We start from the raw sequence: 23828 nt of genomic DNA, 5'->3' as shown, positions 1-23828 counted from the left end.
TCGCCTTTCAGATAAAGCGGATGGACCTGGCAAAGCGCTGTCGGCGCTTTCCGCTTTCGCGGGCACACTGGCCCTCATAAAGTTCGATCAGACGGGTCAGGCGGACGTCATTGGCCCGCGCATAGGTGACTTCCTCACCATCGAGGCGCACGGTCTCGCGCACGCCGCCGGTAGCAAGCCGCATCTGCATCTTTTTGAGCGCGAGAACGACCTCGCAGGGTTTGGCGATGTCGACGAGATCGACGCCGATCTGCACCGTGCTTTCGATCACGCCGCGCTCTCCCGCTGCCGCCGGGGCTCGTCTTCGATCTCGTTGCCGCCATCACCGCGCGCGGCACGCTCATAGGGCGAGCGCATCCCGGCATCGACATAGCGCTGATGCTCGCGCTGGCGCTGTTCGAAAAGCTCGTCGGGGTCGATGCCGAGATCCCCGCATTCGACAGCGATCGAGCTCGTCCCGTTGTCCAGCCGTTCCGAGGTCGCTTTCGCGCTCTTCAAATCGTCGGCGGTTGGCTTGGCCGGTCCCTGCCACTGGGCCCAGCAGACACGGTCCCGATTGGCGCGAAACGCGCGATAGCCGCCCTTGAACGGGATACGGCCTTCGCCGATTTCCTCATCGAGCCAGCTTTCATAGACAGCCTGGCAGATCGGTGCGGCGATGCGCTCCCGGCGGCGCAGCACGACCGGCCAGATCGACGAGGTCTCCATCCGGACGGACGAATAGGTCGCATTTTCGTGGTTCATCGTCAGACCGCCAAAGGTGATGCCGATGGCGCGCGCCATGTCGCGCGAGAGCGCCGCAGAGAACGGCAGATACTGCGCGCCCGGCGTCCCGGCCGATTTGATGTCGAGGTCTTCGCCCGGCGCGAGATGCGAGATTTGCGGATCGCCAGAAATGGTGATCGACGATTCCGCTGCCTTTTCGAGGTTTCCCTGAAGGTAGCTGACAAACTCGCTGACATAGTCCTCGATGCCGGCGGCCTTGTTTTCCTTCAGCACCTCCAGCGCCTCGAAGGCATCGACCGAGGGCTTGTCGCTGGTGAGAACGGCGGCAAAGATCGTCTGCAGGATAGCCGTCTGCAATGTCGCATCGTCGAGCTGCTCGTGTTGGATATGCTTGCGAAACGCTGCCGCCATGACCGAGATACCGCGCACGTCGGTCGCATCGCTCGGATCGAAGACATGAAACACGACCGGACGGCCCTCCCCGTCGCGCGCCGGATGCGAGACCTTGCGCGTGAAACCGGTATCGCGCTCCTCGAAGAGATAGCCGACCGGGCGGCCGTTCTCGTCGTGGTAGACGCCCTGGAAGAGACCTTCGATCTCGTTGGTGTCCTGCACCAGCCGGTGCGGCGGTATGAGGCAAAGCTTCGTGCCGCTGGCAATGCCGTAGCGCTGGCGGGTCGCCAGCCCCATGTAATCGAGCATGCCGGTGACTTCGCCATAAGCGATGTGCCAGCGCAGACCGATATCGACGAGCTGCGGCAGAGTAAACTTGCCCCGCATGTCGCACTCGGCAGGGTTCCAGGCATAGCGTTGCCAGCGCGCCTTGATGAGACGCGTCAGCGCGGTCGTCTCTTCCCTGCTATAGCCGAGGCCCGCAAGGTCCGGCTGCGGGTTGAGCACCAGTTCGATGCCAACTGTGTCGGCGAGCACCTGGTCGACGGCGCCCCTCAGCCGTCCAGAGTTCTGGATGAGGTCGAGCGCAATGCCCGCCGATCGGCGCCACGCACGACTGATCTCGTCACGGCTCTCATTGAGAGGCGCCATCCGGGTCGAGATGATCCCCGAGCGCGTGTCACGCAGATAGCGCGCCTCAGGCCGGCTGGACCGGGCGGCAGGCGTCTGCGTGGCCTCCCGTCCGAGAAGCCGGTCCATCAGTTTCATCGCTTTTTCCACTTGTTGACGCGCTCGCGCCGCTTCGAAATTGGGGCCGTTGGCGTAGGGCCTTGGGAGTCCGCCGTTGCCGGACGGTTCAAGAGGTCCTCGAGGTCACCCTGCTCTTCCTCGGGCGGGCATTCCCGCTCGGCCTCATAGCGATCCCAAAGAGCATCCGGCATGGAGCGCACACCGAACTTGATCGCCGCGGCCTCGGCCTGCAGATGCGTGTCGAGGCCTTCGTTCGCCTGGCTCGGGTCCTTCACCCACTGATATTCGACGAAGCCCTTCTTGTTGCGCACCGCCTTGCGGCTTTCCGCCGTCAGCTGCCGGTAGAACTCGTCTTCCAGCCCGCGAGGCAGGGCGACGAATCCGCGCTTTTCCGGATCGTCATGCAGCAGATTGCGATAGAGGCCCATTTTCAGGACCGATGTCGCGAAGTTGTAGAAGCGGCGCGAATAGGAAACGATCTTGCCGCGTCGGTTGCGCTCCTTCTTCACACGGGCAATCAGCGGTGCGCCTTCGGCCGGCACGCCGCGCACCATGATGACGTCCGACGCGGGATGCTTTTTCGACCAGTCCCAGACGTCTTCGGTATAGGCATTGCCGTCGATCGCCAGCAGATCGAGACCAATCTTGCGGCCATAGGCGTTGCGCCAGGTCTGTTTCAGCAGCCCGTCGAGCGAGGCTTGGCATTCCTCGCTCGATACGTGGCCGGAAAACACGCCGTATTCGATGATGGCGCGGCGGAAATTGCGCGTCCAGGCGACCACCTGCCACTCGACCCGGTCGCCCTGGCAATCGACGCCGCAGGTGACGATCGGGTAGCCAGACGGGATTTCCCCGTGGCTGTATGGCGACTGGCTCGACCGGTCGCGAAGGTCCTCCCAGGGCGGAGCCTCGCCAAGCGTGCGATACGCCCGCCCGACCGTGTCGTTGAAGAACGTCTGTTCGGACGCCGGGTCGCCCCGCGCATTCAGCCATTCCCGTGCGATCCGCTCGAAGGACTGAAGCAGCGAATAGGCAGACCAGAGATCGAAGGAGCGGTGATGACGTTTCGCTTCCGGATTGTCCGCGCGCCATTCCGCATGCTGGGCGATCTTCGGAATGTGATGCTCTTCAATCAACCCGCCGCAATCCGGATCATCGCAGGTGAAGTGCGATCGCTCGGGATGGGCCTCGTCGAGATTGGCGAGGAAGTTCTCCCACTCCAGGACCTGGAAATGCCCGCACTGCGGACAAGGAACGTAAAGCCGTTCCTGACTGCCCTTGTTGTAGCTCGCCGTGATCCGGCAGCCCGGTTCGACCAGCGGTGTCGAGATCTTGAATATCTTGGCGAACTCGCGCGAGCGCGACCGGCTGTCGGCCTGTGTCTCCGGATCGCCCGCCGAGTTCATTTCCCATTTCGACAGGTCGTCCTGGACCTGCCGTTCGATCGACACCTGCGACAGCGACGATGGCGAGTTGGCGCCCGAGATGAGGATCGCGCCGCGCCCGTCGATGCGCTCCTTGTAGAGAACCGAATCGAGGCCGTCGCGCGCCTTCATCGGGAAGATCTTCGACAGCGCCGCCGTGCCTTTCAGCATTGGCGAGAGTTTCATCTTCGACCAGCGCTGCGCGTTGTTCTCCGTCGGATGGACATAGAGAAAATCGCTCGGCGCCATATCCATGGACCCGCCGGTGAAGATGTTGGCGAGCACGGTACCGCCGAGCTGTGCCGACTTCTTCAGCGTGACGATGCGGCATGGATCGGCCGGTGACAGCGCGCGCAGGATCTCGTCAAAATACGGAAACAGCGTGCGGTTATAGGGCCCAGGAAACGGGCTCTCGCGCTCCGAAAAAACGATGTTGCGTTCGGCCCAGTCGAGATAGTCGACAGCCGGCGGCGGCGTGAACACATCGGCGATCACCTCGGCGGCGACGCGCTCGGCATTGGCGATCGACACCACGATCGCATTCATGCCGCGTTCTTCTCCTCGATCTCGACCTCTTCCGTGGCCGAAAGACTGGCGGCGCGGCGCCGTTCGCGCGCCTCTGCAGCCTTGCGGACATCGCGATAGACTTGCTTGAGCTCATGCAGAACGTCGCGCTGCGGCAGCTCGAACTTGCCGGCGATCGCCGTCGCAAATTCCGGCAACGCGCCTTCGAAGATCTGCATCATGGTCGCGGCGATCTGGGTCATCTCGACCCGAGCAGCATCGGTTGGCATCAGCGAACCGCGGCGGGTTTCCTCTTCCTCGGCCGCCCGGCGGTTGACCATCCGCTGGTGCGCGAGCTTCTCGCGCTTGATCTGGTCTTCCACCGTGTCGAGGCGCGGCTGAACCTCACGCGTCGGAATGGGCTCGGCGACAAAGGCGTCGGTCTGGACCGGCGCTTCATCGAGCCGCGTCGTGAGTCCGTTGCCGACCGACTGCCCGACATCGCGCTTGCGGCGGATCTCTTGGACGGCCCTGGCAACGATGACACGGGCCGACCGCCCCTCGCCTGCCAGACAATCGGGCCCAATGACGCCGTCCTTCACCAGTTGGCTGACGCGCGCCTTCGACACGTTGATGTGCGCGGCAAACTCCGCCTTGGTCAGCGTTCCAGGTTGCTGCATGACAATGATGGACCGGGCAAGCCCGCCGGCCCTGCCCTGATCAGATCTCCAATTTCGAGGATAGCGGCTGGTCGGACCGCCAAGTTTAACAGCTTGCCGCCCAGTTAAGCGGCCGAGTTAAGCCAGTTAAGGCTTTCAAAAACGGCTCAGACTAGCCAAATCCCGGGCGCTCTCCGCACCGTGGCTGGCTTGGCGAAGGTACGGTCCCTAAACGGGGGGCTGCCAGGCTACGGCCATCACGACCCTTCACCCACCATCGCGTGCAACTATTTCCAAAAGTGGCAAAGAAAAATCGGACTGTCATCGCAAACAAGCGTAAGCTTCCAATCCGTGGAGGCTCACTCTTACCAGAACTGGAGCGTCCCAATGCCGGATGGATACTGGATCGAAGACGGATATATCCGAGGGCCGACCGACGATGCCACGTTTTTCATCTCGGGCAATTATGTGTTCGGCCCCCGCAATAGCGGAAGATACTGGGTTTCCGAACTTGGCTATCTCTATGGACCAACGGAAGGCGGTGTTTGGCGTGTCGAATCCGGCCGCTTCATCGGCCCTGATGGGCCGCCCCCATTCATGAAAGTCCACCGCTGAGCGACTGATCGAGATCAACGCATCCCATCGGGTTAAGGCGCAGGAATGCGCAGTAGACCGACGGAGGCTCACATGAAGCCGCTCTATCGTGCCGTCGAGATCGCATCGATCAGCTCTCGACCCACCTGCTCTTCGAATACGTCGTTCCTCTCACGCTTGCATGGCTCACCTGAGCCCAGACGCCCCGCAACATGGAGTATTTGCTATGTACCGCCTGCAAGACCAAGGAATGCGCAACTGGCTCATCGCGCTGGTTGCCGCTGCCGTGCTGTTCGGTGCCGCCTGGTACTATTTCGGCGACAACGCGCTGAATGGTCCGTCATCAACGCTTACTGAACAGAACTGATATGGAGCATCTAAGGGAGAAACCAACGCACTGGATCGCAGCGATCGCGCTGGTCATCGTCGCTCTTCTGTTGGCGACTATCATGCTCGGCTATGTCGCCTGGTAGTTGAGCAGCAGCCTAACCGATTACACCGCAGGTTGCTCCGCTGATCAGTTTCTCTAAGCGCTCCCGCAGCAGCCGGGAGCGCGTCGGCACTCTGCGGTGGAACACGTCAGCCGCGGTCGCGTTTGAGGCAAAACCTCAAATTCAGAAGCGCAAGGAGGACGAGCATGAAGCTTTTCCGACCGGGCAACCGCGAAAAATCCGAAGAACACAAGCGCATCTACGCGCTCTACGAGCTCTGGTACACGGCCGTCGACTTCATGGCCGCTTTCACGTTTCTCATCGGCAGCGTGCTGTTCTTCTCCGAAAGCACGCAAACTGCCGCTACCTGGTGCTTCGTGATTGGCTCGATATGCTTTGCGCTGAAGCCGACAATCCGCCTTGCCCGTGAGCTGCGTTATTACCAGCTTGGCGAGATCGACACGCTGGCCGACCGTCTCCGCTGAGGGTCAGTCGAGGCGCGGAAGGACAGCCTTCATGGGCGCGTCGAGTTCCCAGCTCAGACTGCCGGGAGTGCGGACTATCTGTGCCGTCCCATTCAAAGCCTGCGGCGCGATACGCTCCAGCACGATCGAACCCATACCGCCGGATCTACGACCGCCGTCAGGCGGGATTTCATCCGACGTTGATCTGCTGGTTTCACGCCATGCAAAGCGCAGCCTTTGTTCTCCGCACTCGGCGCTTTGGATCGACCAGGCGATCGTCACCGTTCCGCGATGAGCAAATGCGCCGTACTTGGCGGCATTGGTGCCTAGTTCGTGCAAGGCCATGCCGAGATACTGGACCGCGTTTGATGACAGGACGATGTTCGGTCCTTTCGTCTCGATGCGCTCATCGGCCCCAAAAGGCCGCATATGAGCCAATACAAGCTGCGACAGTTCGGTCCCGCTCCAGTTCGCGTCAACGAGAAGATCATGCGATCTAGCCAGCGCCATGATCCGGTTGCGCACGCTGTTCTCGAACTGAGCGGCATTGGCAGCATGACGGCCCGTCGCCTGAATCATCGACAGGATCACGGCGAACTGGTTCTTGACGCGATGATTGACTTCTCGCATAAGCTCGCGCACCCGGCGCTCGCTCTCCTTGGTCGCGCTGATGTCTCGGACGATCTTCGATGCCCCGACGATTGAGCCCAGCGCATCTTTGATCGGCGAGATTGTCAACGAAACGAAGATGGGCGTGCCATCCTTGCGGAGGCGCACCGTGTCGAAACTTCCGATCCACTCACCCGCTCGAATGCGGGCGATGATGTCGTCTTCTTCAGCTTGGTGAGCCATCGGCATCAGCATTTGAATGCGCTTTCCGATCGCTTCCTCGGCCGCATAGCCGAAGATGCGCTCGGCCGCTGCGTTCCAAGTTGTGATGACGCTGTTCAAATCCTTGCTGATGATGCCATCGGACGAAGATTCCACGATAGCGGCAAGCATGCTAGCGCTCGCGAAAGAATGCGTTGAGGGCATTTTTGACTCTACCATGCCGCCTCGTAGCAGGGGACACGGTACAAAACCATTATCCTATGTTCGTTTCAACACGCGGATTAACTGATTGCACCTTTTGTCGCCCGACTGATCTCATGCTCGATGCGCTCGACCAGCACGCGCGAGGCGGTCGAGCGGAAGGCATCGACCGTCGCGCCCTTTACCATCTCAGCCGGGATGATAACGCCGGACGTCTGCTTCTCGATCGGGAAGCGCCCGTCTCCAACACGCTTGAACACCTGTCCGCCCATGCCGATCGGCACGCGGCCGGGGAATTTGCCGCCCTTGATGAACGTGCCGGCAAACACCTGCCGCTTGCCAAACGGCGCGGCGGAAACGCCCTTGCGGGTCTCGCGCGCCTTGAAATATTTGAGCCCGATGTCACCACCGCGCGTCGTCATCCGGTAGTCCAGCGTCTGCCAGCTCGAGCGCGACACCTTCACCGCCTTTACGATCACCTTGCGCGGCAGCCCGGTCTGTCTCGCCAGCTCGCGCCGCACCTGCGTGCGCGCCTGATCGCCGGCCCGGTTGACGGCGCGGTTCGCGACCTGCCGCATCTTTTTGTCGCCAAGCGCCTTCAGCGCATTGTCGAACCGGCGCAGACCGTCAATATCGGCCCAGCTGATCTTCAGATCCATGGCGATCTCACCTTGACACAGATGCGGGGCATTTGACGGAACCCATAAAGCGCTGGTCATCCAGGCGCGCCAGACCGGACCAAAGAACGCTTCCGCGTTTCCCTATCCAGGCTAAACTGACGCCACGATAACATGACGTTATTGGGAGTGAGGATGAACCAGACGATGCTACGCGTCGCGCGCCACATGGCGTGTGATCCGGATTTCTCGGTCGATGGCCTCAATGTGACGATGCGGTTTCTCGAAAGAGAGATTGAGGCCGATCGGACAGACAATCGGCCTGCCTCTTTCGAGCACCACAACCTCATCCGCATCGTGCGACAGGCTTTGCGCTTAAAGCGAGGAACTCTTTGACCCTGACGCGTTCTGCTCCTCGAGGATGGCGCGACCACGATCGGAGAGCACCACCCAATTGTGCTTCCCATCGATACGCACCAAGCCTTCCGCCTTCAAATCGGCGATCAGCATCGGATCGGAAAGCATCCTGTTCAGCTTGATGGGATGACGATCCAGGCTGGCAAGAAAGACCAAGGTGTCATGCGAAACGGTGTCACGATCCAACGGAATACTCCAATCCACAAATTGCAGCATATCCTAACCCGCGAATATGACGCGCGACCGATGGCTCAAATCAAACTTCATTAACGTTCGGCGTGGCGGCCTAAGCCGCTGCCTCTGAGCTGATCCGGCCTTCCAGCACAGAGCGACCAAGCTCCGACAGACGCACGAGACCAGATTGTGTATCGATCCGGATCAATCCTTCGATCTTCAGATCGGTTGCCAGGACAGGGTCGAGGGCGCCGCTCTTTAGCGTGAGGGGTTCACGGTCCAAGCGGGCGAGTGTATCGAGCCATGCCGGCGAAACGGCTGCATGTGTCATATTTCACCTTCCATGTCCCTATGAGTCGGACACTATCGAAGGTGCGCAGATGCGCCAATAACGTATGACATGTTGCAGAGATGTTTGGCAGTTGAAAATCCAGAGACAAGCCACCCTTCGCGCCTCTCGCATCTGGAGAGACCGGGTCCGCCCGGCGTACCCACCTGGAGACTTGGTGTCTCACTCGGGAATGGTCATGCCACGCCCTCAAAGGCTCGCTCAGGATCGACGGATCATCCTGAGCGAAAGAGCTAAGCGAGTCGCTTGATCTGGTCAATATCGAGCTCCAGCGACACTTCACGCCCGAACAGATGCGTCATTGCCCGCACGCGGCGTTTGTGAACATAGCCATCGACCACCGCATCGAAAAAGGCGAAAGGCCCATCCTTGATGGAGACCGAGCTGCCAATCGGGAAGTCGGCGGCGATCAGCGCACGCGCCTGAGCCCGCGCGCCCTTCGCTAGTTCGAACACACCAGCGCTTTCCATCTTCATGAGAACGTTCATGTTTTCGTGGGAAATCGGCATCGGCCCATCCGCGCCGCCCAGAATGGCACGCACGCCGTCGATCGCCATCATAGCAAGCCAGGCGTAGTTGTTGCCGACGAGACTGACGAAAACAAATCCTTCGAAAACAGGTCGTTCCACGACGCGTGCACCACCGTGGCGCCGTGACTTCAGCAACTGCTTCGTCATCGGCACCCATGTCGTCAGCCCCAGCTTCTCCACAGCTTCCGCTATCCGCTCCTCAGCGTTCCGCCGCACGACCAGCACGTACCAGCGTAGATCGCCCGCGTGGCTCTCGCGCTGAACCCCCTCAAGCAATGCCCGCGCCAGATCGCGATCGCGCCGCTCCCGCGCGAAGACACGTTCGGCCGCCTCAGGATCGTTCAACCGCTTGTCGATCGTCACAATCATCATCCTCGTAATCCGCCTATTCCGCCGCTTCGCCTGTTTTGTGCCCGCCCTGCTCATCCATTGCCTGTACCGCCGCAATGAAGGCGCCGAGGCCATCCGGGCCGCCCTTCGGGAAGAACACGCCGCCCATCTCCCCGAAATCCGGAAGGCTCGGCCACCCATTGTCGGCAAAGGCGAGCCGCCATGCGTCGAATGTCGCAGTGCCGACCGGGACGAATTCCATCGCATCCTTCAGCCCGTGCCAGCGTTCGGCGACGCGAATGCCGCGCCTGAGAGACGCCGCCGTCCAGATCGCCGCGATCTGCGGCCAGGCGCGGTCGAGGTGCAGGCGCATCCAGATCTGTCCGACCGGCGGCGCATGGTCGGGATGCTGGGGCCCGTCGATCAGCTTGGCGTGGACGAAGGCGCTCCACACCGGCCCGAAGGGCGGCGCATAGTCCGGTGGCAGGGTGGGCGCTCTCGGAACCTGCGCCACCTGTTCGGCGCGCCTCAGGATGCCATCGTCGAGGCCCGTCCAAAGCCGATCACGCAGAAAATTCGCCACCGGCACCGGCTTCTTCTGGCGCCGTTTGATGTCGCTGAGATAGGCGTCCCGCCAGCGCTCCGCCTCTGCCCGCCCGTCCACGGTGAGCTTGGCGAACTGGCGAGCGACATGGCCGGGCGACGAGGTATCCCAGTTCGGCCAAGGCCCGGCGGAAAACCCCCGTCCGTTGCAAAATCGCATGACCCGCTTCTCGAAATCCGCCATGCCCGGACGCTCAGCTGCTGGCTCGGCCGCTTCCGCGTCATGCCCGTCCCGGCTGGAATTGTCCGCGCTTGCGCGCGCCTCTCTCTCTTTGGAGGGATCAAGGGAGGAGTCTGGAGGGGTTGGGTGACTCCCATTGTCACCCTTATCTGTCGCCGGTGTCACCCTTAGCGTGTCGCCGGTGTCACCCTTATTTTCCAAGGGTGACACCGTGTCACCCTTATTTTCGACGGGAGCCTGCCCCGATTTTTGCGCCGCATCGACAGCATTCCACCCATCCCGCGCGATCCATCCGAGCACGTCGAGATCGAGCGCATATTCATTCGTCGAGCGTGGACCGCTGCCTCCGGCGCGCACCAGGCGCAGCAGACCGATGTCGAGAAACGCCTTGATCTCCCGCTGCACCTGCCGCGTAGAACACTGCGCTGCCCGCGCCACGGTCGCCATAGCCGGAAAAATGCGGCTGCCGTCATCCTCACAGGCGTCGATCAACTTCAAGAGCACCAGCTTGCGGATACAGGTGCCCATGTCGGCGCGAAAGCCATGGCCGAGCAGGAAGGCGCTCATGATGCACTCCTTGATCGAGCGCAATGACACAGCCCACACAGAAGGGAACGAATGCGCGTGCCGGCATCTTGAACGGCGAAAATCGTCCACCAATATTTTCCACCGGCAGCTTCCGGAAGGGAGCGCCACGCAGTCAAAAACTGATGAGCACAATCGTGTTTGTGTTGGAGGAAGCGATGATGGATCGATTGTTCGATCAGCCCATTTTCGTTAGGCAAGGATCGCGACTGACGCGTGAAATTTGCAGCGTCCGGGATGCGGTCGACTATCTGGAGGAGTGGCCTGCGGAGCAGCAGGATCTCGTCTACGAAACCGTCCTTGGGGCGTGCTATGATGCCCTGGATGGGAGCAGACCAGTCAGCGCCGCCCAGCGAGCGTTCGAACGTTTTGCCCGTCGCGCCGAAATTCTGGAGGAATCGGAAACGGCGATGCCGTGGATAGTACGCGCGAGCCACGGCAGCGGTCAGGTTTCGGCTTGAGACACACGGAGGATCGTAGATATGCCCAAAGGAACCTTCGCTGAGCCGATCAACACCCTCGTCGGTATCGGTTTCGTCAAACCGATCTGCAGCGTCGAAGACGCCTATATCTTTCTGATGGAATGGCGCGGCCTCCAAGCCAGCGATCATGCCCATAAGGTAGCCCTGAAAGCGGTCCGTGCCGCACTTGCCGGCGAGATCGAGCCCGACACGGCACGCAGCTTTGTCGAGATTTTTGCCCGTAAGGCCGGCCTTCTCGCGCCAGTCATGGACACGGTGATTGCCAGCACGACAGTCACCAGACGGTCGGGCGCGCCGGTACATTGAGCGGATCAAGGCGGCGCTTATAGCGCCGCCCAATTCATTGCCCCTGATGGCGCGCATTACGATTGTCCTGGACATGCATCGTCAACCGCCCGCGCCAGCTCGGCATGCGCGATGTCATAGAGATCGCCGCAGAAATCACCATCTGCGTTGCGCACGCCGCGCATCACAGTGAGGACGCTGTCGAGATAGGCGACGCCTGCGTGAAAGCCGGCCACCTGCAACCTGTTGCGGATGGTGAAGTCATAAGTGATCAGGATGGAAAGCGGACAGCGCATCAGCCAGTCGGCCCGCACCGCGTCATTCTCGGCATCCGACAATTGTTCGATGATTGGCAGAAGATCAGCCATGCGCCGCCCTTTCGTTGTGGGATTGCTCGGCGAATTTGACCTTAGATCCGGATGGTCGATCGCTGCCGGCGGCGGCGCAGGGAGGTGCCACCGCCGCCGGCATATCCGCAACGCCGCCAGAGGAACTCGACGTAGCGGAATCAGATTCGAAGCCCCAGAAATCCCACTGCCCGGATCGCCGCGGATCGTCCTCGGCAAGGCTCTCGGTGCGCTGGAAGAGCTCCAGCTTGCGCATCTCCGGGTAAAGCCGCTCGATCATCGCCGCGAAATGCACGGGCTTGGCCGAATGTCGGCCCTTGCGCTCAGCATGGACGCTCGCCGCCTGTGTGCCCGGAAGCGGCGCCGGGAAATTGCCGCGCTTACCGAGGAGCAGGATCTCGTGGCGGTCGCGCACCCAGCGCCCCATGCCGATCGTCTCCTTGTCCCAGATGAGGCAGGTGACGTAGTCGAACCCCCAGGCGCGCAGGACGTCGATCCCGTCGTCGAGCCGGTTGGACGTCACCCAGAGAAAGAGCAGCGCATCGCGCGTTGCCGGCGAGCGGTCGTTTGGATACGGGGCCCCCGCCAGCGGCTTGCCGCTTAAGGGCGGGGAAGAAAGGAGTCCCTTGATGGCATCAAGGGGCATCGGCGGATACATCAGCCCGCGATCCTGCCCGGTCTCGTCCGACCAGGCCTCCTGTTCCCAGGGCGGATCGGCATAGAGGATCGGATAGGCCGCGCGCGGCATCGTGCCGGCCGAAGCCTCGCCCCGAGCGGCAATCTCGTTAATCAGATCGGTTCGAACCTTGCGGCCATGCTCGCGCTGGCGCGTGCGGATCGCCTTAACCGTCGCCATCAGCTCGCGCGCATTGTCCGGCTCCGGCATAAAGGCCGTGCGGATCGCCTTGCGCGGCCGCTCGCGGCCATCCAGCCCTTCCGTCGCGTCCAACTGGCTAATTTCGCCAGTCGCTTCGAGGTCCTTGCGGACCTTCTCGACCGTCGAATGATGCGCGCCCAGCATCGCGGCGATCGCCCGCGACGAGATCGACGGCGTGTCGCGCAGTTGATCGGCGATCAGCGCCCGCTTCTGTTCGGCATTGAGATGACGCCGCGAGACGTTCAACTCACGGGCTAGCGTTCGCTTTTCGTCCTCGGCCAGCCCCTTGCGCACAAAGCGCGGCCAGTCGACGAGGCCGAGGCTCTCGCAGATCTCGACGCGATGATGCCCGTCGAGGATCTCGCCGTTCTCGTCATATTCGACCGGGACGAGCACGCCATGCTGGACAATCGACGCCTCCAGGGCGGCCCGATCGTCAGCAGAAAGCGGTGGCAGCAGCTGATACTTCATCAGCCCTGCTCCGGCATCATGCCAAGCGCGATCAGATAAGTGTCGAGAATGGCATCCTGTTCGGCCCGCTCGTCCGGGTCGAGCTTGCGCAGCGCGATCACCTTGCGCAGCGCCTTGGTGTCGAAGCCAGTGCCCTTGGCTTCGGAATAGACCTCCTTGATGTCGTCGGCGATCGCTTTCTTTTCTTCTTCGAGCCGCTCGATCCGCTCGACGAAAGCGCGCAGGTGGTCGCTGGCGACGCCGCCGGAATTGTGCCCCGCATCCATCAGCGCGCCCTCGCGCCAATGAGGATCTGATTTTTCGAGAGACCCTTGTTGTAGAGGTCGCAGATCGTCCGCGCGATCGCATGCGCCGCGTCGCCGCCGGAGATCTTGCGGATCGTCTCGGCATCCGAGGAGAGCGCCTGTCGTGTCGTTGCCGAAAGTACCTGTTGCAGCCGCGCCTTTGAGGCGCTTGCATTGCCGCGCAGGAGCCGCGCCAGCGCCTGGATCAGAACACCCTTCTGCGCGTGAACATCGTCCGGCCAGGCCGTGCGCAGCAATTCGCAGGATGAAGCCGTCGCGCCCTCGCCATAGTATTTGATCGTCCGGCCGACAGCGGTGACCGCTTGCGTGCGGTTGGCCTTCAGGCCGATCCCCTGCGCCGGCACGACCTCGCAGCCTGCCTCTTCCAGCACGCTGCAGATCCGCATCATCTCCGGGTCGCCGGCCTCAAGCCCCGCATGATATTTCTCGATTGTCGAGACGGCCGAGCGGTTGACGTTGACGCCGAGAAAGGCGCCCGCTTCTTCGCGGATGCCATCCAGCGTCACGATCGACGCCGGCACGGCATCGATGAGCGGATGAAGCCGCGCCGCCTCGACCCGATGCTGACCGTCAAAGACGTTGAACGTGCCGTCGCCGCGTTCGGAAAGCTGCACCGGCGTGAAGCGCGACCAGTGAAACTCGCGAAGGATCTGCTTGACCCGGGCCGGTCTCAGCTCGCGCTGATAGTTGTGGTCGACATGGATCCTGTCGACGGGAACCCATTCAAGCGCCGGCTTGTCGCCGGGATGCATGCTGATCGTTTCGGCTTTCATGGCTCATGCGTCTCCACTGAATGAGAAATCCGCGCCGGCGAGCTCACGCGCCACGCGCCAGCCGTCCGGCGTCAGGCCGAACCGGCGGATGCGGCTGCCTTTGGCCGGGCGCGCCAGTTCGATGAGACCGAGCGAAATGAGCTTGTTGCGCAGCGAGAAAGCCGAGCTCGGCTTGGAAAGCCCGAGCAGCGCCGCGAGCGCTTCTCCCGACATCTCGACGAGGCCCTCGCGGCCAGCATGCAACGAGGCGATATAGACGAATCCCGCCTGAAGCCGCGTCAGCCCGGCCGCATCGCGGCAAATCGGGGCGGCGAGAGCGTCGGCCGGTCGACCGTCGAAGATCGCCGGCAGCAGATCGTCGGAAAGCGCCGTCTGGACGATCGCCGCAACAAGGCACGTCGGCGTCACGCCATGGGTCTCGGCCGCGCGGTTGATCGCCGCCTCGATCGGCCGCGCAAAGGTGAAGTGCCGCGCCGAGGCAATCGGCGTATAGCGCGGCGGTATTTGATCCTGCGTCGTACTCATCGCCCCGCCCCCGTCAGGCTGAAGGCGCGCGCGACCTCTGCGGCAAGAACGCCGCTCAGTGACTTGTCACTGTGCAGAGCGGGAATCGATCTTTCGCACCGCCCCCGCGCAGCCATATCCTGCGCGTGATGCTCGACCTGCGCCCGCGCAACGGCATCGGCGCAAGGTCCGAGCGCGATGCGCGGGCCGAGGTAAAGGTTCGGGCGCGGGCGATCGCGCTGCACCGGCGACGTTGCCACCAGGACGAGCCCCCTGCCCTTGAACGTCCCGCCCATCACGCGTCCCCGTTGACGACGTGCAGCACCTTGGCATTCGACAGCACCATGCGCAGGTCGGCGACCGATCGATCGAGCAGCGAGCAGGCGCGGTCCATTTCCGCTGCTTCCGCCGGCGAAACCTTGCCGTCGGCCAGCGCCTGCGCGCCGACGCTCATCAGCTCGCTCGCCTTGGTGATCGTCGCGGCATGCGCCGAGAGCACGCAGGCGGAAGCACCGGAAAGGCTCGCCTCATCCGGATCCGCGATCCGCCGCCCGTTGATCCCCGCCAGCACGGCCGTCACCAGCGGCGCCTCGCATTCTGCCTCGAGCATCAGCATCGCCGGCAGGGTGATCAGGTCAGGGTCACCCGGATTGTTCCAGCGGCCCACCTGGCTGCGCGAAACGGAGGTCAGCTCAGCCGCGCGGTCGATGCCGCCGCAGCGTTTGATCAGGTCTTTCTGCGCCGCCTTCAGCCGGTGAAACCAGGCATCGGAAAACGGTGCGCGCATCAGTTCGGACATGGCATCAGCCTCGTTCAGCCAACAGAAATCCCGCGCCGGGATTAGCCGACGTCAAATCCCGTGGTGGGATCGGTTCGAAAATGGTCAGGTCATCTCACACGGAAGCCATCACGGCCCGCGCAAGGATGGAGGGCCGCAAGGTGGCCGCAAAATTCGGAAATGTCGGAAAGGCCACATCACGGCGCCGCCTCCAGAGCTGGAGCTGCAGCTGTCGGGCGTTGCACTTCAGCCGGCCAGATCGCATCTGCCGGCCAATTGTCCGAGAACCACCGCATGGCCTTCTCGTAACTACCGGTCGTCAAATCAGAACGGCCCTCCGCGATACCGACAAGAGTTGCCCCTCGATTGAGCACGATCGTCGATACCCGAGCGCGGCCGATACCAAGCGCAGCGCCATAAGCATCGGAAACTGAGATGAGTTGTTCTCGAAGCGTCATGACGACGGAAAATGAGGAACGTTTTCCTTCGGGTCAAGGGAAAATGTTCCGCCTTTCGCAAATCGACAGTGCGGATAAAATTCCGCGCATGAGCGAATCATTGCACGACCGCGTACGCCAACGGCTGGAAACTCTGGAGTTGTCAGCACAAGCGGCCTCTCTGAAAGCGGGCCTGTCCAAGGATGTCCTTCGGAAGCTATTGGCCAACCCAAATCAACTTCCCCAAGGAAGCACCCTGACGAAGTTGGCATCTGCTCTTGAAACGACGGAGCAATGGCTGCTGCACGGGGGCGCCGAATCGGCGACAGCGGATCGATCGTCGCAGCCCGAATTGACCGTCGCCGACGTTCCTTTCCCGTATCGGGATGACATGCCAAAGGACGTGCCAGTGCTCGGTACGGCGGCGGCCTCCCACGGGCGCGGCGCCTTCCAGCTTGACACGCATGACATCATTGATTGGGTGCGGCGCCCCCCTGCCCTCGCCGGCGCGAAGAGCGTCTATTCGATATATATCGAAGGCGACTCCATGGAGCCGAAATATGGGCCAGGCGATCTGTGTTTCGTCAACCCACATCGCCCCCCTCGGCCCGGAGACATTGTCGTCGTGCAGATTCAATACGGTGCCGATGAACCCCTTGAAGCCACCATTGGCTTCTATCGCAAGAAGTCGAGCGCCTCCGTCACCATTGGTAAATTGAACCCAGTCGGGGAAATAGAGGTGCCAGCCGATAATATCTTGGCTGTTCACCGAATCCTCCAGACCAATGAACTGTTTGGTATTTAGACCCGTGAGACGGAAATATTTCCGCCACCCTATTGACGGCGGAAAGTTTTCCGCCTTATCGTCCGCCCCGTTCCCGACCGGAACGGCCGCGCGGATCCTCTCATGACCTGAAGCCCGCCGCGCGGCCTCCTTCTTCGAACAGGAGCCGCCCGGCATGATTCAACGACGCTATCGCCCCGCCGCCTCGCAGAGTGGCACGACGCCGCGCACATCCTGCGCCGGCAACATTCGCGCCAAGCTCGAGGCAAAGCTTGCCGACCACATGCGCCTGCTCGCCGGATCCGGCGTGCTGGTCACGGTTGAAACGCTCTCGCGTGAAACCGGCATGTCCGATGCCCTCATCGCCCGCCTTGCGCCGGGAGCCGTCGCACGCGCCCGCCGCGCCTCGATCCGCCAGGTGCAGGCATGAGAGCGCGCGTTCCGAACATGCATCTGGCCGTCGAGACGGTCCCACACCGCCCGCCCCGGGACTACGCCGAGCCCCTCGTCCTGCCGACCGAGGAAGGCGTTCATCTGGCGCGCGAACATGCCTCCGCTTGGACGCGCGGCGCCGTGGTGCTCGTCTTCACTGTCGCCGTTCTTACGATCGGCATCGTCGCCGGCTTGCTGCTGCAGCAACTCGTCACGGACGCCCACGCCTACGCGGCAGCCGCGAGGGTATGATCGTGCAGCAACATGATGCTGTACATTCCTTGACGCCTGCCCAGTGCGAGCAGCTGCACCCGCGCCTCGAGAAAGGCGCGCGGGAGCGCAGGCTGCAGCAGATCGACCGGCGCATCGCCGGCGGCCATGGCGGCCTGACGCTGGCGTTCACCAGCGATCGCTACGAACTCCACGGCCGCGACCCGATCACCCGTGAGGACGGATGCCTGGCGCGCTATGAGGCGCATGCCGATGTCGGTCTCGTCGACATGCACGCCAGCGCCCATGAGGATCTCACCTTCCTGCGCGAGCTGCTCGCTGAAGCCTTCAGCAAGATCCGTGATCTGCAACAACAGATCTCGCGCACGGCAGCCCACGCCGAAGGCGCAAGCGCGAGCCCGCGTCCGAGCCAGTGTGAGGTGTCCTGCGCGGGCCAGTGCGCAGCGCTGCACGGCCGTGAGGAGAAAGCTCACCCAGACTATTCCGCCGAAGCCGCGATGAAATGCTCAGACTCGGCCTTCGTCGCCTATCTCGTCGCCGAGCACGGCCTCGAGCAGGACGCGCCGCCCGAATTCGTGGCCGGCGCGCTGCGCAACGCCCTCGGCATCGCCTCCCGTAAGGATCTCAACACAGACCCCGCCGCCGCCACCCGCTGGCGCGACCTCAAAGCAGATTTCGACGCATGGAGGATGCATGGCCCTCACGGATAGACGGACCAGTGACGGGCGGCGGCTCTACGCCTGCGACGGCCCAGAATGTGGCGCCACGCATGAACCATGGGGCGATCAATGGCTCTGGTTTGGCAGCATCCGCGATAGCGAAGAGCGTCCCGAACGGATCCTCACATTCTGCGGCCCGGCATGTGTCGACGCATTCCGCGCGCAGCAGGCCGGCAGGAAATTGCCGCGCCTGAAGCCGAGCGATCTGCGGACGCCGCTTTGTCAGGAACTCACGGAACATTGGCAAAAGCCCATGAGAGGGCGACACCATGGCTGACCTCGCCCCCTTCGATCCCGGTGACGATTTCGACGCAATGGCCGAGCGGTTCCGGCTGGAGATCGCCAATATGGCGATCCGCGCTCGGTCATCGGCGGTTTTCCGTGGCCTCACGCAAGTGCAGCAGGTGCAGTGCCTGATGGCCGGCATCATGACCGGCCTTGTCGGCACCTGTTTCGCCTATATCGAACCGGACGGACGCGACGCCATGATCGAGGCGATCGCCGACTACCTCCCACATGCGCGCATGAACGCCGAGGAAATCACGGAGCCCCGCCCATGATGCCCGTGATGCTCCTTCTAGCCATGGGCATGGGCGCCATGATCGCCTTCGCCTTCCTTCACGCATTCGGAGATCGTTCATGACGATCGAGCGCCACGAAGGCCGTCTGCAGGTCAGCTGCAACCATTGCCCCGCCAGCTATCCCGCGACCTATGCCGAGGAAGATTTCCCGGTCATGGTCGCCGACGCGATGACGGCCGGCTGGAAGATCCGCAAGGTCGACGCGGCCGCTGCCGCCAGGCGCGGCGATGGCACGGCCGACCTTTTCGGCACGCCAGCAAAGATCGCGGGCAGCCGCCGGCATGAGAGCTACACCCACACATGCCCGGCCTGCGCCGATCGGTGGAAAGGATCTCAACTATGACGCCCTCGACCCTAAGCTATCGCTGCGGCGAGACCAGGCACGGCCAACAGGTCGAGCTGACCTGGAGGGACGGCGCTTGGCGCATCGTCAAGCACGCCGCCAACCAGCGCGACGAGACGCAGACGCTCGACGGTCTCAGCGACAGCGCCATCCTGATGATGGCCGAGGCGGTGCGCGATCGCCAGCAGAGGAGCCGAAGCTGATGGCCAGACGGCGCACATTCTCCAAGGCCGAGATCATGGACGTGGCGCGCGCCGCATCCGAATCCGGCATGCGGGCCAAACTTCACCCGACGGGGGAAATCGAGTTTATTGAGCTGCGCAGTGCAAAGCCGGCCGAGACGAATTCGCCGGAGGATATTCTGGAGGCCTGGAAACATGGACGTCAAACTCGTGGGCGTGCATAGGGTCAAGGCGAAGCGCCCGGACGGCACCGAGGCCGTCTATTGCTATGCCTGGCGCGGCGGTCCGCGCATGCAATCGAGGGAAGGCACCCGTGCCTTCATTCAGGAATTTGCCCGGCTGACCAAGGCGCGGCCGAAAAAGGCGGCGAACGAGACACTCGGCTGGCTCGCCAACCAGTACGTCAAGAGCGGCGATTATCACAAGCTGAAGGCCAGCACCCGCCGCGACTATGAACGCATACTCCATGCGATCCACACCGAGTTCGGATCCCTGCCGCTCGCCGCGGTCAACGCCAGGGGCGCGCGCAAGATGTTCGTAGAGTGGCGCGACACGATGAAGGACACGCCGCGCTCGGCCGATCTGCATCTGTCCGTTCTGGCGCGTGTGCTCTCCTGGGGGTTTGACCGCGAGGATATCCTCAGAAACCCGCTCGAGCGCGTCAAGCGGCTTCACAAGGGCTCCAGGAAAGACAAGATCTGGACGCCGACCCAGCTGCGCACGATCCTTTCCAACCGGCGCACGCCGATCGTAAACGTCGTCAAGATGGCGCTATGGACGATGCAGCGCCAGGGCGATCTCCTTGCGATGCCGACCGTCGCTTATTCCGACGACAAGCTCTGGATCATCCAGGCAAAGACCGGCGCGCGGATCCAGATCACGCCGGCTGAGGAAATCGTGCCGATCCTCGAGGAAGCCAAAAACGCAAAGCGGCTCCGCGCCCTGGTCAACAGCCACGGCAACCAGTGGACGTCCTGCGGCTTTCGCGCGTCCTGGCGGGCCACGATGAAGGAGCTCGGCATCACCGGCGTGACCTTCCACGACCTGCGCGGCACCGCCATCAGCTACGCCCACGCCATGGGCGTCGACATCGAGCGGATCGCGGAGATTTCCGGGCACTCGAAAAAAGAGTGCGAGTCGATCATCCGCAAGCACTATCTCGCCGGCTCTGACATCATTGCAGCGATCCGCGCCGGAACAGCGCAAGATTGAACCGATCGCTTCCCGCTTCCAGATGTAGTTGTTCCTAACGCACGAGCCTCAATGGCAACAGATCGTTGCCAATCTCGGCAAATGCGTTGCGAAGCGCCGTCGTGTCGGATGCCATGTGGAAATCTGCGGGGTTGGAAGCGCAGGCGCGGAACATGTCCTGCACCCCCTTGTCGGTTTCCTTGTAGAGCACGGTGAAGATATGGATGCCCTGTTTCTTCATGCGCCCGCACATCTCAAGGGTCCACTCGTTCAGCTTCTTCTCGGCATCCCCCTGGCTGCTAACGCCGGCGATCCGATGGTCGGCAAGGAAGCCATAGGAACTGTAGTCAGATTTGTTGATCGTGTTGCTGGCACCGTAGGAGACATTGCGGCCATCCGTCATCAGCACGACGAACTTGCCGACATTTTCCGGGTCGTGAGCGGCAGCCTGGGTATAGGGCGGCTCTGGCGAGATCACCCGCCAGCCCCAAGCAAGACCCTCGGCGATGTTGGTGCCCGACCCATTCCAGAACTTCATGGCATTAACGCCGGCGCGCACCGCGTCGAGATCGGCGGTCAGCGGGACAATCGGCGTCGGGCATGAGCGATTGGGCCCACGGGACAATGATTTGCCTTCCTCCACGGATCTGACGGCCGGCTCGATATACTTGACGATCGATCGCTGCACCTTCTGCTCGCTGCCGGTCACGACATCGTTCAGCCAGGTGTTGTTGAACCACTTGGCGTCGTTGCCGCCGGTGAATGAGGACCCGCCCGGCTCGTCCGGCGCAAAATAAGGAACGAAGAGCGTATCCGGCTTGGCTGGATCAGGTTCAGTCAGATCAAGGTTGAGCGGATAAGGCCGCGCCTCGACGCACCCCTTCCACTGAGTGCCGGATGCGCTGAACAGTTCCAACTGGTGCGGATAGTCGATCTGAGCTTGAGCGATGAGATCACAAGCAGATCGCCTCTCCTCTGCCTCATCACTTTCTCCCTGATTTTTGCATGCGACAGCGTAGTCCTCTTCCCATTTGGTCGGCAGTCCCTTCGAACGGCGCTGGCGTTCGGCGGGATCAAGAAAGGTCCAGCCATTGTAGAGCGCCCCGCCTTCGGTATCGATCCACTCCGGATCAAAGCCATCGCCCTTCACATTCACAGCGGTCACGAAGGGCACCAGAGCCGCCTTGATGTCTTTGCCTTCACCGCTGGCCTCAATGGTGTTGAGCAGTCCGAGCGCTGCTCCTTTCAGCGTATCGATGCCGCCCTGCCCCATCGAACCGGTGTTATCCAGCACCATGGTGAGCTCGACCTTCCGCGTCGACTGTGCAGCAGCGGCGATGATGTGAAGGATCTGCTCTTCGGCTTGGCCGAGAACCAGGGTGTCGATGCGTGCTATGGCTTCCCCGGTGACCTCGAGCGAGTTGAGACGTTCATCGATCGTCAGACTGCTGGACAGCAGATGGACCGAGCCGTGTGACTGCAGTGAGGCATTCAGCATGTCCTCGAACATGCTGTTGCGCTCTTCATCGCTTAGAGCCTTTCGGGTGGCGGCGAGAACGGCCGCATCCGTAATGTTCTGCAAATCCGTCTTCACCTGGCGCAGGTGAACAAGGTCGACGGCAACACCAACGGCCCCGACCATGACAGGCAGGGCGAACGCGGTGAGGACCGCGAAGTTGCCACGCCGGCATCTCAGCAACGAACCAAACATCCAAAACCCCCAGCAAGTGAAATCCCTGCGAGGAATATGCAGATTCAGATACTAAAGAAGCTGTTAACTCGCTAACGCATGATGCAACGCGGTTGACAATGCGTGAATAGCCACCGTGGATCTGTCGACATTGTGTGTGGCCGATGACGTTCTCGTTTTTCGCGCCGCAATGCCGGATGATCAGCAGCAAGTGCGATCACCAGCCCCGCACACGAACAGAACGCGTATAAAAGTGTAAAAAAAATTGCGATTTGTAAAAAATCGCGACCAGGACGGTGCTAAGTGATTGAAATGGTGGGTGATGTAGGGATCGAACCTACGACCCGCTGATTAAGAGTCAGCTGCTCTACCAACTGAGCTAATCACCCACGGTGGCCGTTTCCGGTCAGGGGGCGCGTATAGCCTCGTTCGCCGTGGCTGTCCACCCCCTTCACCCGAAAAGTACCTGATGCCGTTCCGCGTCAGATCGTCAGCGTGCCTTCCGCGACCTGCACCGCCTCGCCGCCGATGCGCGCGCGCACCGCCGCCCCGCCCGCGACCTCCAGATAGAGCTGGATCTTCGAGGGCCGGCCCATCTCCACCCCCTGCTCGACCACCATGGAGTGATGCCCGTCGAGCAGCGCATCGAATTTGAGGATCGCGCCGGAGAGCGCGGCGACGGCCGAGCCGGTGGCGGGGTCTTCGAGGATGCCGGAGGACGGGGCGAACATGCGGGCATGGAAATCGGCCGTGTGGTCGAGCCCGCCGCGGCAATAGACGAAGGCGGAGGCAAGGTGGCCCTCATGCAAGGGGGCGAGCGCTTCCCACAGCGCGCCGTCGCAGCGGCATTTTTCCACCGCCGCCCTATCGTGCATCGGCACCAGCACATAGGGCACGCCGGCGCTGAACACCGAGATGACGTGATTCTCAAAGCCGATCTGGCGCGGCGAGACACCGAGCGCCTCGGCCACCTGGTCGCGCTTGACGGTGCAGGCGACGGGGGCGGAAAGGCGCGGCAGGTCGAACTCGGCGAAACCGCGCCGGCGCTCGTCGCCCGCCCCTGCCCGGCCGAATCGCACCGCGCAGCGCACATTGCCGACCTTCTCCTCGATCATCAGCACCGTGTCGATGTCGCGCGCGCCGGCCTCGTGGCCGTTGCGGAAATGGGCGAGCGCCACCGCGCCGCCAACCGTCGGATGGCCGGCGAAGGGCAGCTCCGACATCGGCGTGAAGATGCGGAACGCGGCGGCGTGGCCGGGCTTTTGCGGCGGGCCGACGAAGACCGTTTCCGACAGGTTGAACTCGCGCGCCAGAGCCTGCATCGCCTCCCCGTCTAGGCCCTCGGCATCGAAGACGACGGCGAGCGGATTGCCGGCAAGCGCCGTGCCGGTGAAGACGTCATAGATGCCGTAAGCCCTTGCGCGCGCCTTTGCCGTCATGTCGCCCCCTTGCCTCCTTTTGCTGTCCCTGCCCCGTTGAGGCCCGCCATCCTTCACCGTTTCGCGCCAAAAGGCCAGCCGGCCCCATGGCCCGACGAGAAAGCGCGCGCCGCTCGCCTCCCGGCGCGCGGAAAAACATGCTAGGCTGGGAACCGGCGCAGGCAAAAAGACGTTGATCAAAACCGCCCGACGAACGAAGGGACTCTCGCAAGCG

General features: G+C 62.4%; 32 protein-coding genes and 1 tRNA gene. 13 read left to right on the top strand and 20 right to left on the bottom strand.

Annotation, left to right across the window (positions count from 1 at the left end; genetic code table 11):
* Positions 1–7: 7 nt before the first annotated feature.
* Genes CN673_RS03010 through CN673_RS02995 form a run of 4 tightly spaced genes read right to left on the bottom strand, consistent with a single transcriptional unit; the run spans position 8 to position 4477 of the window.
* Positions 8–271 (bottom strand): gpW family head-tail joining protein, encoded by a 264-nt coding sequence (locus tag CN673_RS03010; RefSeq protein WP_099864722.1) that lies wholly within the window; start codon positions 269–271, stop codon positions 8–10.
* A complete protein-coding gene (locus CN673_RS03005; protein ID WP_099864721.1) occupies positions 268–1887 on the bottom strand; it encodes a phage portal protein in 1620 nt (539 codons plus the stop codon). Before CN673_RS03005 ends, CN673_RS03010 begins: the two co-directional genes overlap by 4 nt.
* The gene (locus tag CN673_RS03000; protein ID WP_099864720.1) at positions 1884–3839 is read right to left on the bottom strand and encodes a phage terminase large subunit family protein; all 1956 of its coding nucleotides are present in this window, start codon (positions 3837–3839) and stop codon (positions 1884–1886) included. Before CN673_RS03000 ends, CN673_RS03005 begins: the two co-directional genes overlap by 4 nt.
* Entirely contained in the window at positions 3836–4477 is a 642-nt protein-coding gene (locus CN673_RS02995) for a hypothetical protein (RefSeq protein ID WP_099864719.1), read from the bottom strand. The genes CN673_RS03000 and CN673_RS02995 overlap by 4 nt, the downstream gene beginning before the upstream one ends.
* Before the next feature lie 799 nt (positions 4478–5276).
* Here CN673_RS02995 and CN673_RS20800 point away from each other — a divergent pair.
* A complete protein-coding gene (locus CN673_RS20800) occupies positions 5277–5417 on the top strand; it encodes a hypothetical protein (protein ID WP_157928772.1) in 141 nt (46 codons plus the stop codon).
* Positions 5418–5687: 270 nt separating this feature from the next.
* Positions 5688–5966: a YrhK family protein gene (locus tag CN673_RS02985; protein ID WP_099864717.1), complete on the top strand. Its 279-nt coding sequence runs from the start codon at positions 5688–5690 to the stop codon at positions 5964–5966.
* Positions 5967–5969: 3 nt separating this feature from the next.
* On the opposite strand, the gene CN673_RS02980 is transcribed toward CN673_RS02985, so the two are convergent.
* From CN673_RS02980 to CN673_RS20795, 6 genes are all read right to left on the bottom strand, one after another.
* The gene (locus CN673_RS02980; protein WP_245409749.1) at positions 5970–6947 is read right to left on the bottom strand and encodes a PAS domain S-box protein; all 978 of its coding nucleotides are present in this window, start codon (positions 6945–6947) and stop codon (positions 5970–5972) included.
* 110 nt (positions 6948–7057) lie between these two features.
* Positions 7058–7636 (bottom strand): hypothetical protein, encoded by a 579-nt coding sequence (locus CN673_RS02975; protein WP_099864715.1) that lies wholly within the window; start codon positions 7634–7636, stop codon positions 7058–7060.
* A gap of 333 nt (positions 7637–7969) precedes the next feature.
* Positions 7970–8197: a hypothetical protein gene (locus CN673_RS02970; RefSeq protein ID WP_157928771.1), complete on the bottom strand. Its 228-nt coding sequence runs from the start codon at positions 8195–8197 to the stop codon at positions 7970–7972.
* 100 nt (positions 8198–8297) lie between these two features.
* Positions 8298–8516, bottom strand: coding sequence for a hypothetical protein (locus tag CN673_RS02965; protein ID WP_099864713.1), 219 nt, complete (start codon positions 8514–8516; stop codon positions 8298–8300).
* A 251-nt stretch (positions 8517–8767) separates the two neighbouring features.
* Positions 8768–9436: a transcription termination/antitermination protein NusG gene (gene nusG, locus CN673_RS02960; RefSeq protein WP_157928770.1), complete on the bottom strand. Its 669-nt coding sequence runs from the start codon at positions 9434–9436 to the stop codon at positions 8768–8770.
* A 13-nt stretch (positions 9437–9449) separates the two neighbouring features.
* Positions 9450–10745 (bottom strand): hypothetical protein, encoded by a 1296-nt coding sequence (locus CN673_RS20795; RefSeq protein ID WP_157928769.1) that lies wholly within the window; start codon positions 10743–10745, stop codon positions 9450–9452.
* Positions 10746–10768: 23 nt separating this feature from the next.
* Between CN673_RS20795 and CN673_RS02955 the strand changes: the two genes are divergently transcribed.
* Entirely contained in the window at positions 10769–11224 is a 456-nt protein-coding gene (locus CN673_RS02955; protein WP_245409748.1) for a DUF982 domain-containing protein, read from the top strand.
* 21 nt (positions 11225–11245) lie between these two features.
* Positions 11246–11551: a DUF982 domain-containing protein gene (locus CN673_RS02950; protein WP_099864711.1), complete on the top strand. Its 306-nt coding sequence runs from the start codon at positions 11246–11248 to the stop codon at positions 11549–11551.
* A 56-nt stretch (positions 11552–11607) separates the two neighbouring features.
* Here CN673_RS02950 and CN673_RS02945 read toward each other — a convergent pair whose 3' ends face one another.
* The 7 genes from CN673_RS02945 to CN673_RS02915 are packed head-to-tail and all read right to left on the bottom strand — an operon-like array spanning position 11608 to position 15606.
* Positions 11608–11898, bottom strand: coding sequence for a hypothetical protein (locus CN673_RS02945; protein ID WP_099864710.1), 291 nt, complete (start codon positions 11896–11898; stop codon positions 11608–11610).
* The gene (locus CN673_RS02940) at positions 11891–13225 is read right to left on the bottom strand and encodes an MT-A70 family methyltransferase (protein ID WP_099864709.1); all 1335 of its coding nucleotides are present in this window, start codon (positions 13223–13225) and stop codon (positions 11891–11893) included. The genes CN673_RS02945 and CN673_RS02940 overlap by 8 nt, the downstream gene beginning before the upstream one ends.
* Positions 13225–13491 (bottom strand): DUF2312 domain-containing protein, encoded by a 267-nt coding sequence (locus tag CN673_RS02935; RefSeq protein WP_099864708.1) that lies wholly within the window; start codon positions 13489–13491, stop codon positions 13225–13227. The genes CN673_RS02940 and CN673_RS02935 overlap by 1 nt, the downstream gene beginning before the upstream one ends.
* Positions 13491–14303, bottom strand: coding sequence for a DUF6551 family protein (locus CN673_RS02930; RefSeq protein ID WP_099864707.1), 813 nt, complete (start codon positions 14301–14303; stop codon positions 13491–13493). The genes CN673_RS02935 and CN673_RS02930 overlap by 1 nt, the downstream gene beginning before the upstream one ends.
* Before the next feature lie 3 nt (positions 14304–14306).
* Positions 14307–14828: a hypothetical protein gene (locus tag CN673_RS02925; protein WP_099864706.1), complete on the bottom strand. Its 522-nt coding sequence runs from the start codon at positions 14826–14828 to the stop codon at positions 14307–14309.
* Positions 14825–15103, bottom strand: coding sequence for a hypothetical protein (locus CN673_RS02920; RefSeq protein ID WP_099864705.1), 279 nt, complete (start codon positions 15101–15103; stop codon positions 14825–14827). Before CN673_RS02920 ends, CN673_RS02925 begins: the two co-directional genes overlap by 4 nt.
* Positions 15103–15606 carry a hypothetical protein gene (locus CN673_RS02915; RefSeq protein WP_245409747.1) on the bottom strand — a complete coding sequence of 168 codons (504 nt, stop codon included), beginning with the start codon at positions 15604–15606 and terminating at the stop codon, positions 15103–15105. Before CN673_RS02915 ends, CN673_RS02920 begins: the two co-directional genes overlap by 1 nt.
* Before the next feature lie 435 nt (positions 15607–16041).
* Between CN673_RS02915 and CN673_RS02905 the strand changes: the two genes are divergently transcribed.
* The 9 genes from CN673_RS02905 (at position 16042) to CN673_RS02860 (ending at position 20506) form a co-directional block, all read left to right on the top strand.
* A complete protein-coding gene (locus tag CN673_RS02905) occupies positions 16042–16827 on the top strand; it encodes an XRE family transcriptional regulator (protein ID WP_245409746.1) in 786 nt (261 codons plus the stop codon).
* 154 nt (positions 16828–16981) lie between these two features.
* Complete coding sequence (locus CN673_RS02900; RefSeq protein WP_099864703.1) at positions 16982–17236, top strand: hypothetical protein; 255 nt, start codon at positions 16982–16984, stop codon at positions 17234–17236.
* Positions 17233–17490, top strand: a complete 258-nt coding sequence (locus CN673_RS02895) for a hypothetical protein (RefSeq protein ID WP_099864702.1) — start codon at positions 17233–17235, stop codon at positions 17488–17490. Before CN673_RS02900 ends, CN673_RS02895 begins: the two co-directional genes overlap by 4 nt.
* Positions 17487–18179, top strand: a complete 693-nt coding sequence (locus CN673_RS02890; RefSeq protein ID WP_157928768.1) for a hypothetical protein — start codon at positions 17487–17489, stop codon at positions 18177–18179. The genes CN673_RS02895 and CN673_RS02890 overlap by 4 nt, the downstream gene beginning before the upstream one ends.
* A 278-nt stretch (positions 18180–18457) precedes the next feature.
* Positions 18458–18748, top strand: a complete 291-nt coding sequence (locus tag CN673_RS02880; RefSeq protein ID WP_099864699.1) for a hypothetical protein — start codon at positions 18458–18460, stop codon at positions 18746–18748.
* 79 nt (positions 18749–18827) lie between these two features.
* Complete coding sequence (locus CN673_RS02875; RefSeq protein WP_099864698.1) at positions 18828–19112, top strand: hypothetical protein; 285 nt, start codon at positions 18828–18830, stop codon at positions 19110–19112.
* Positions 19109–19315 carry a hypothetical protein gene (locus tag CN673_RS02870; protein WP_099864697.1) on the top strand — a complete coding sequence of 69 codons (207 nt, stop codon included), beginning with the start codon at positions 19109–19111 and terminating at the stop codon, positions 19313–19315. The genes CN673_RS02875 and CN673_RS02870 overlap by 4 nt, the downstream gene beginning before the upstream one ends.
* Positions 19315–19518, top strand: a complete 204-nt coding sequence (locus CN673_RS02865; RefSeq protein WP_099864696.1) for a hypothetical protein — start codon at positions 19315–19317, stop codon at positions 19516–19518. The genes CN673_RS02870 and CN673_RS02865 overlap by 1 nt, the downstream gene beginning before the upstream one ends.
* Positions 19490–20506, top strand: coding sequence for a tyrosine-type recombinase/integrase (locus CN673_RS02860; protein WP_099864695.1), 1017 nt, complete (start codon positions 19490–19492; stop codon positions 20504–20506). Before CN673_RS02865 ends, CN673_RS02860 begins: the two co-directional genes overlap by 29 nt.
* A gap of 34 nt (positions 20507–20540) precedes the next feature.
* Here CN673_RS02860 and CN673_RS02855 read toward each other — a convergent pair whose 3' ends face one another.
* The 3 genes from CN673_RS02855 to CN673_RS02845 form a co-directional block, all read right to left on the bottom strand.
* Positions 20541–22196 (bottom strand): pilus assembly protein TadG-related protein, encoded by a 1656-nt coding sequence (locus tag CN673_RS02855; protein WP_099864694.1) that lies wholly within the window; start codon positions 22194–22196, stop codon positions 20541–20543.
* 292 nt (positions 22197–22488) lie between these two features.
* Positions 22489–22564: transfer RNA gene (locus CN673_RS02850), tRNA-Lys, on the bottom strand.
* Positions 22565–22657: 93 nt separating this feature from the next.
* On the bottom strand, positions 22658–23614 hold the full coding sequence (locus CN673_RS02845; protein WP_099865035.1) for a PhzF family phenazine biosynthesis protein: 957 nt from the start codon (positions 23612–23614) through the stop codon (positions 22658–22660).
* Positions 23615–23828: the final 214 nt, after the last annotated feature.

Origin of the sequence: Neopararhizobium haloflavum (assembly GCF_002750855.1) — a bacterium.
Taxonomy (GTDB): domain Bacteria; phylum Pseudomonadota; class Alphaproteobacteria; order Rhizobiales; family Rhizobiaceae; genus Georhizobium; species Georhizobium haloflavum.
The sequence above is the reverse complement of the archived record's forward strand: the minus strand, read 5'-3'. Positions and strand labels throughout refer to the sequence as shown.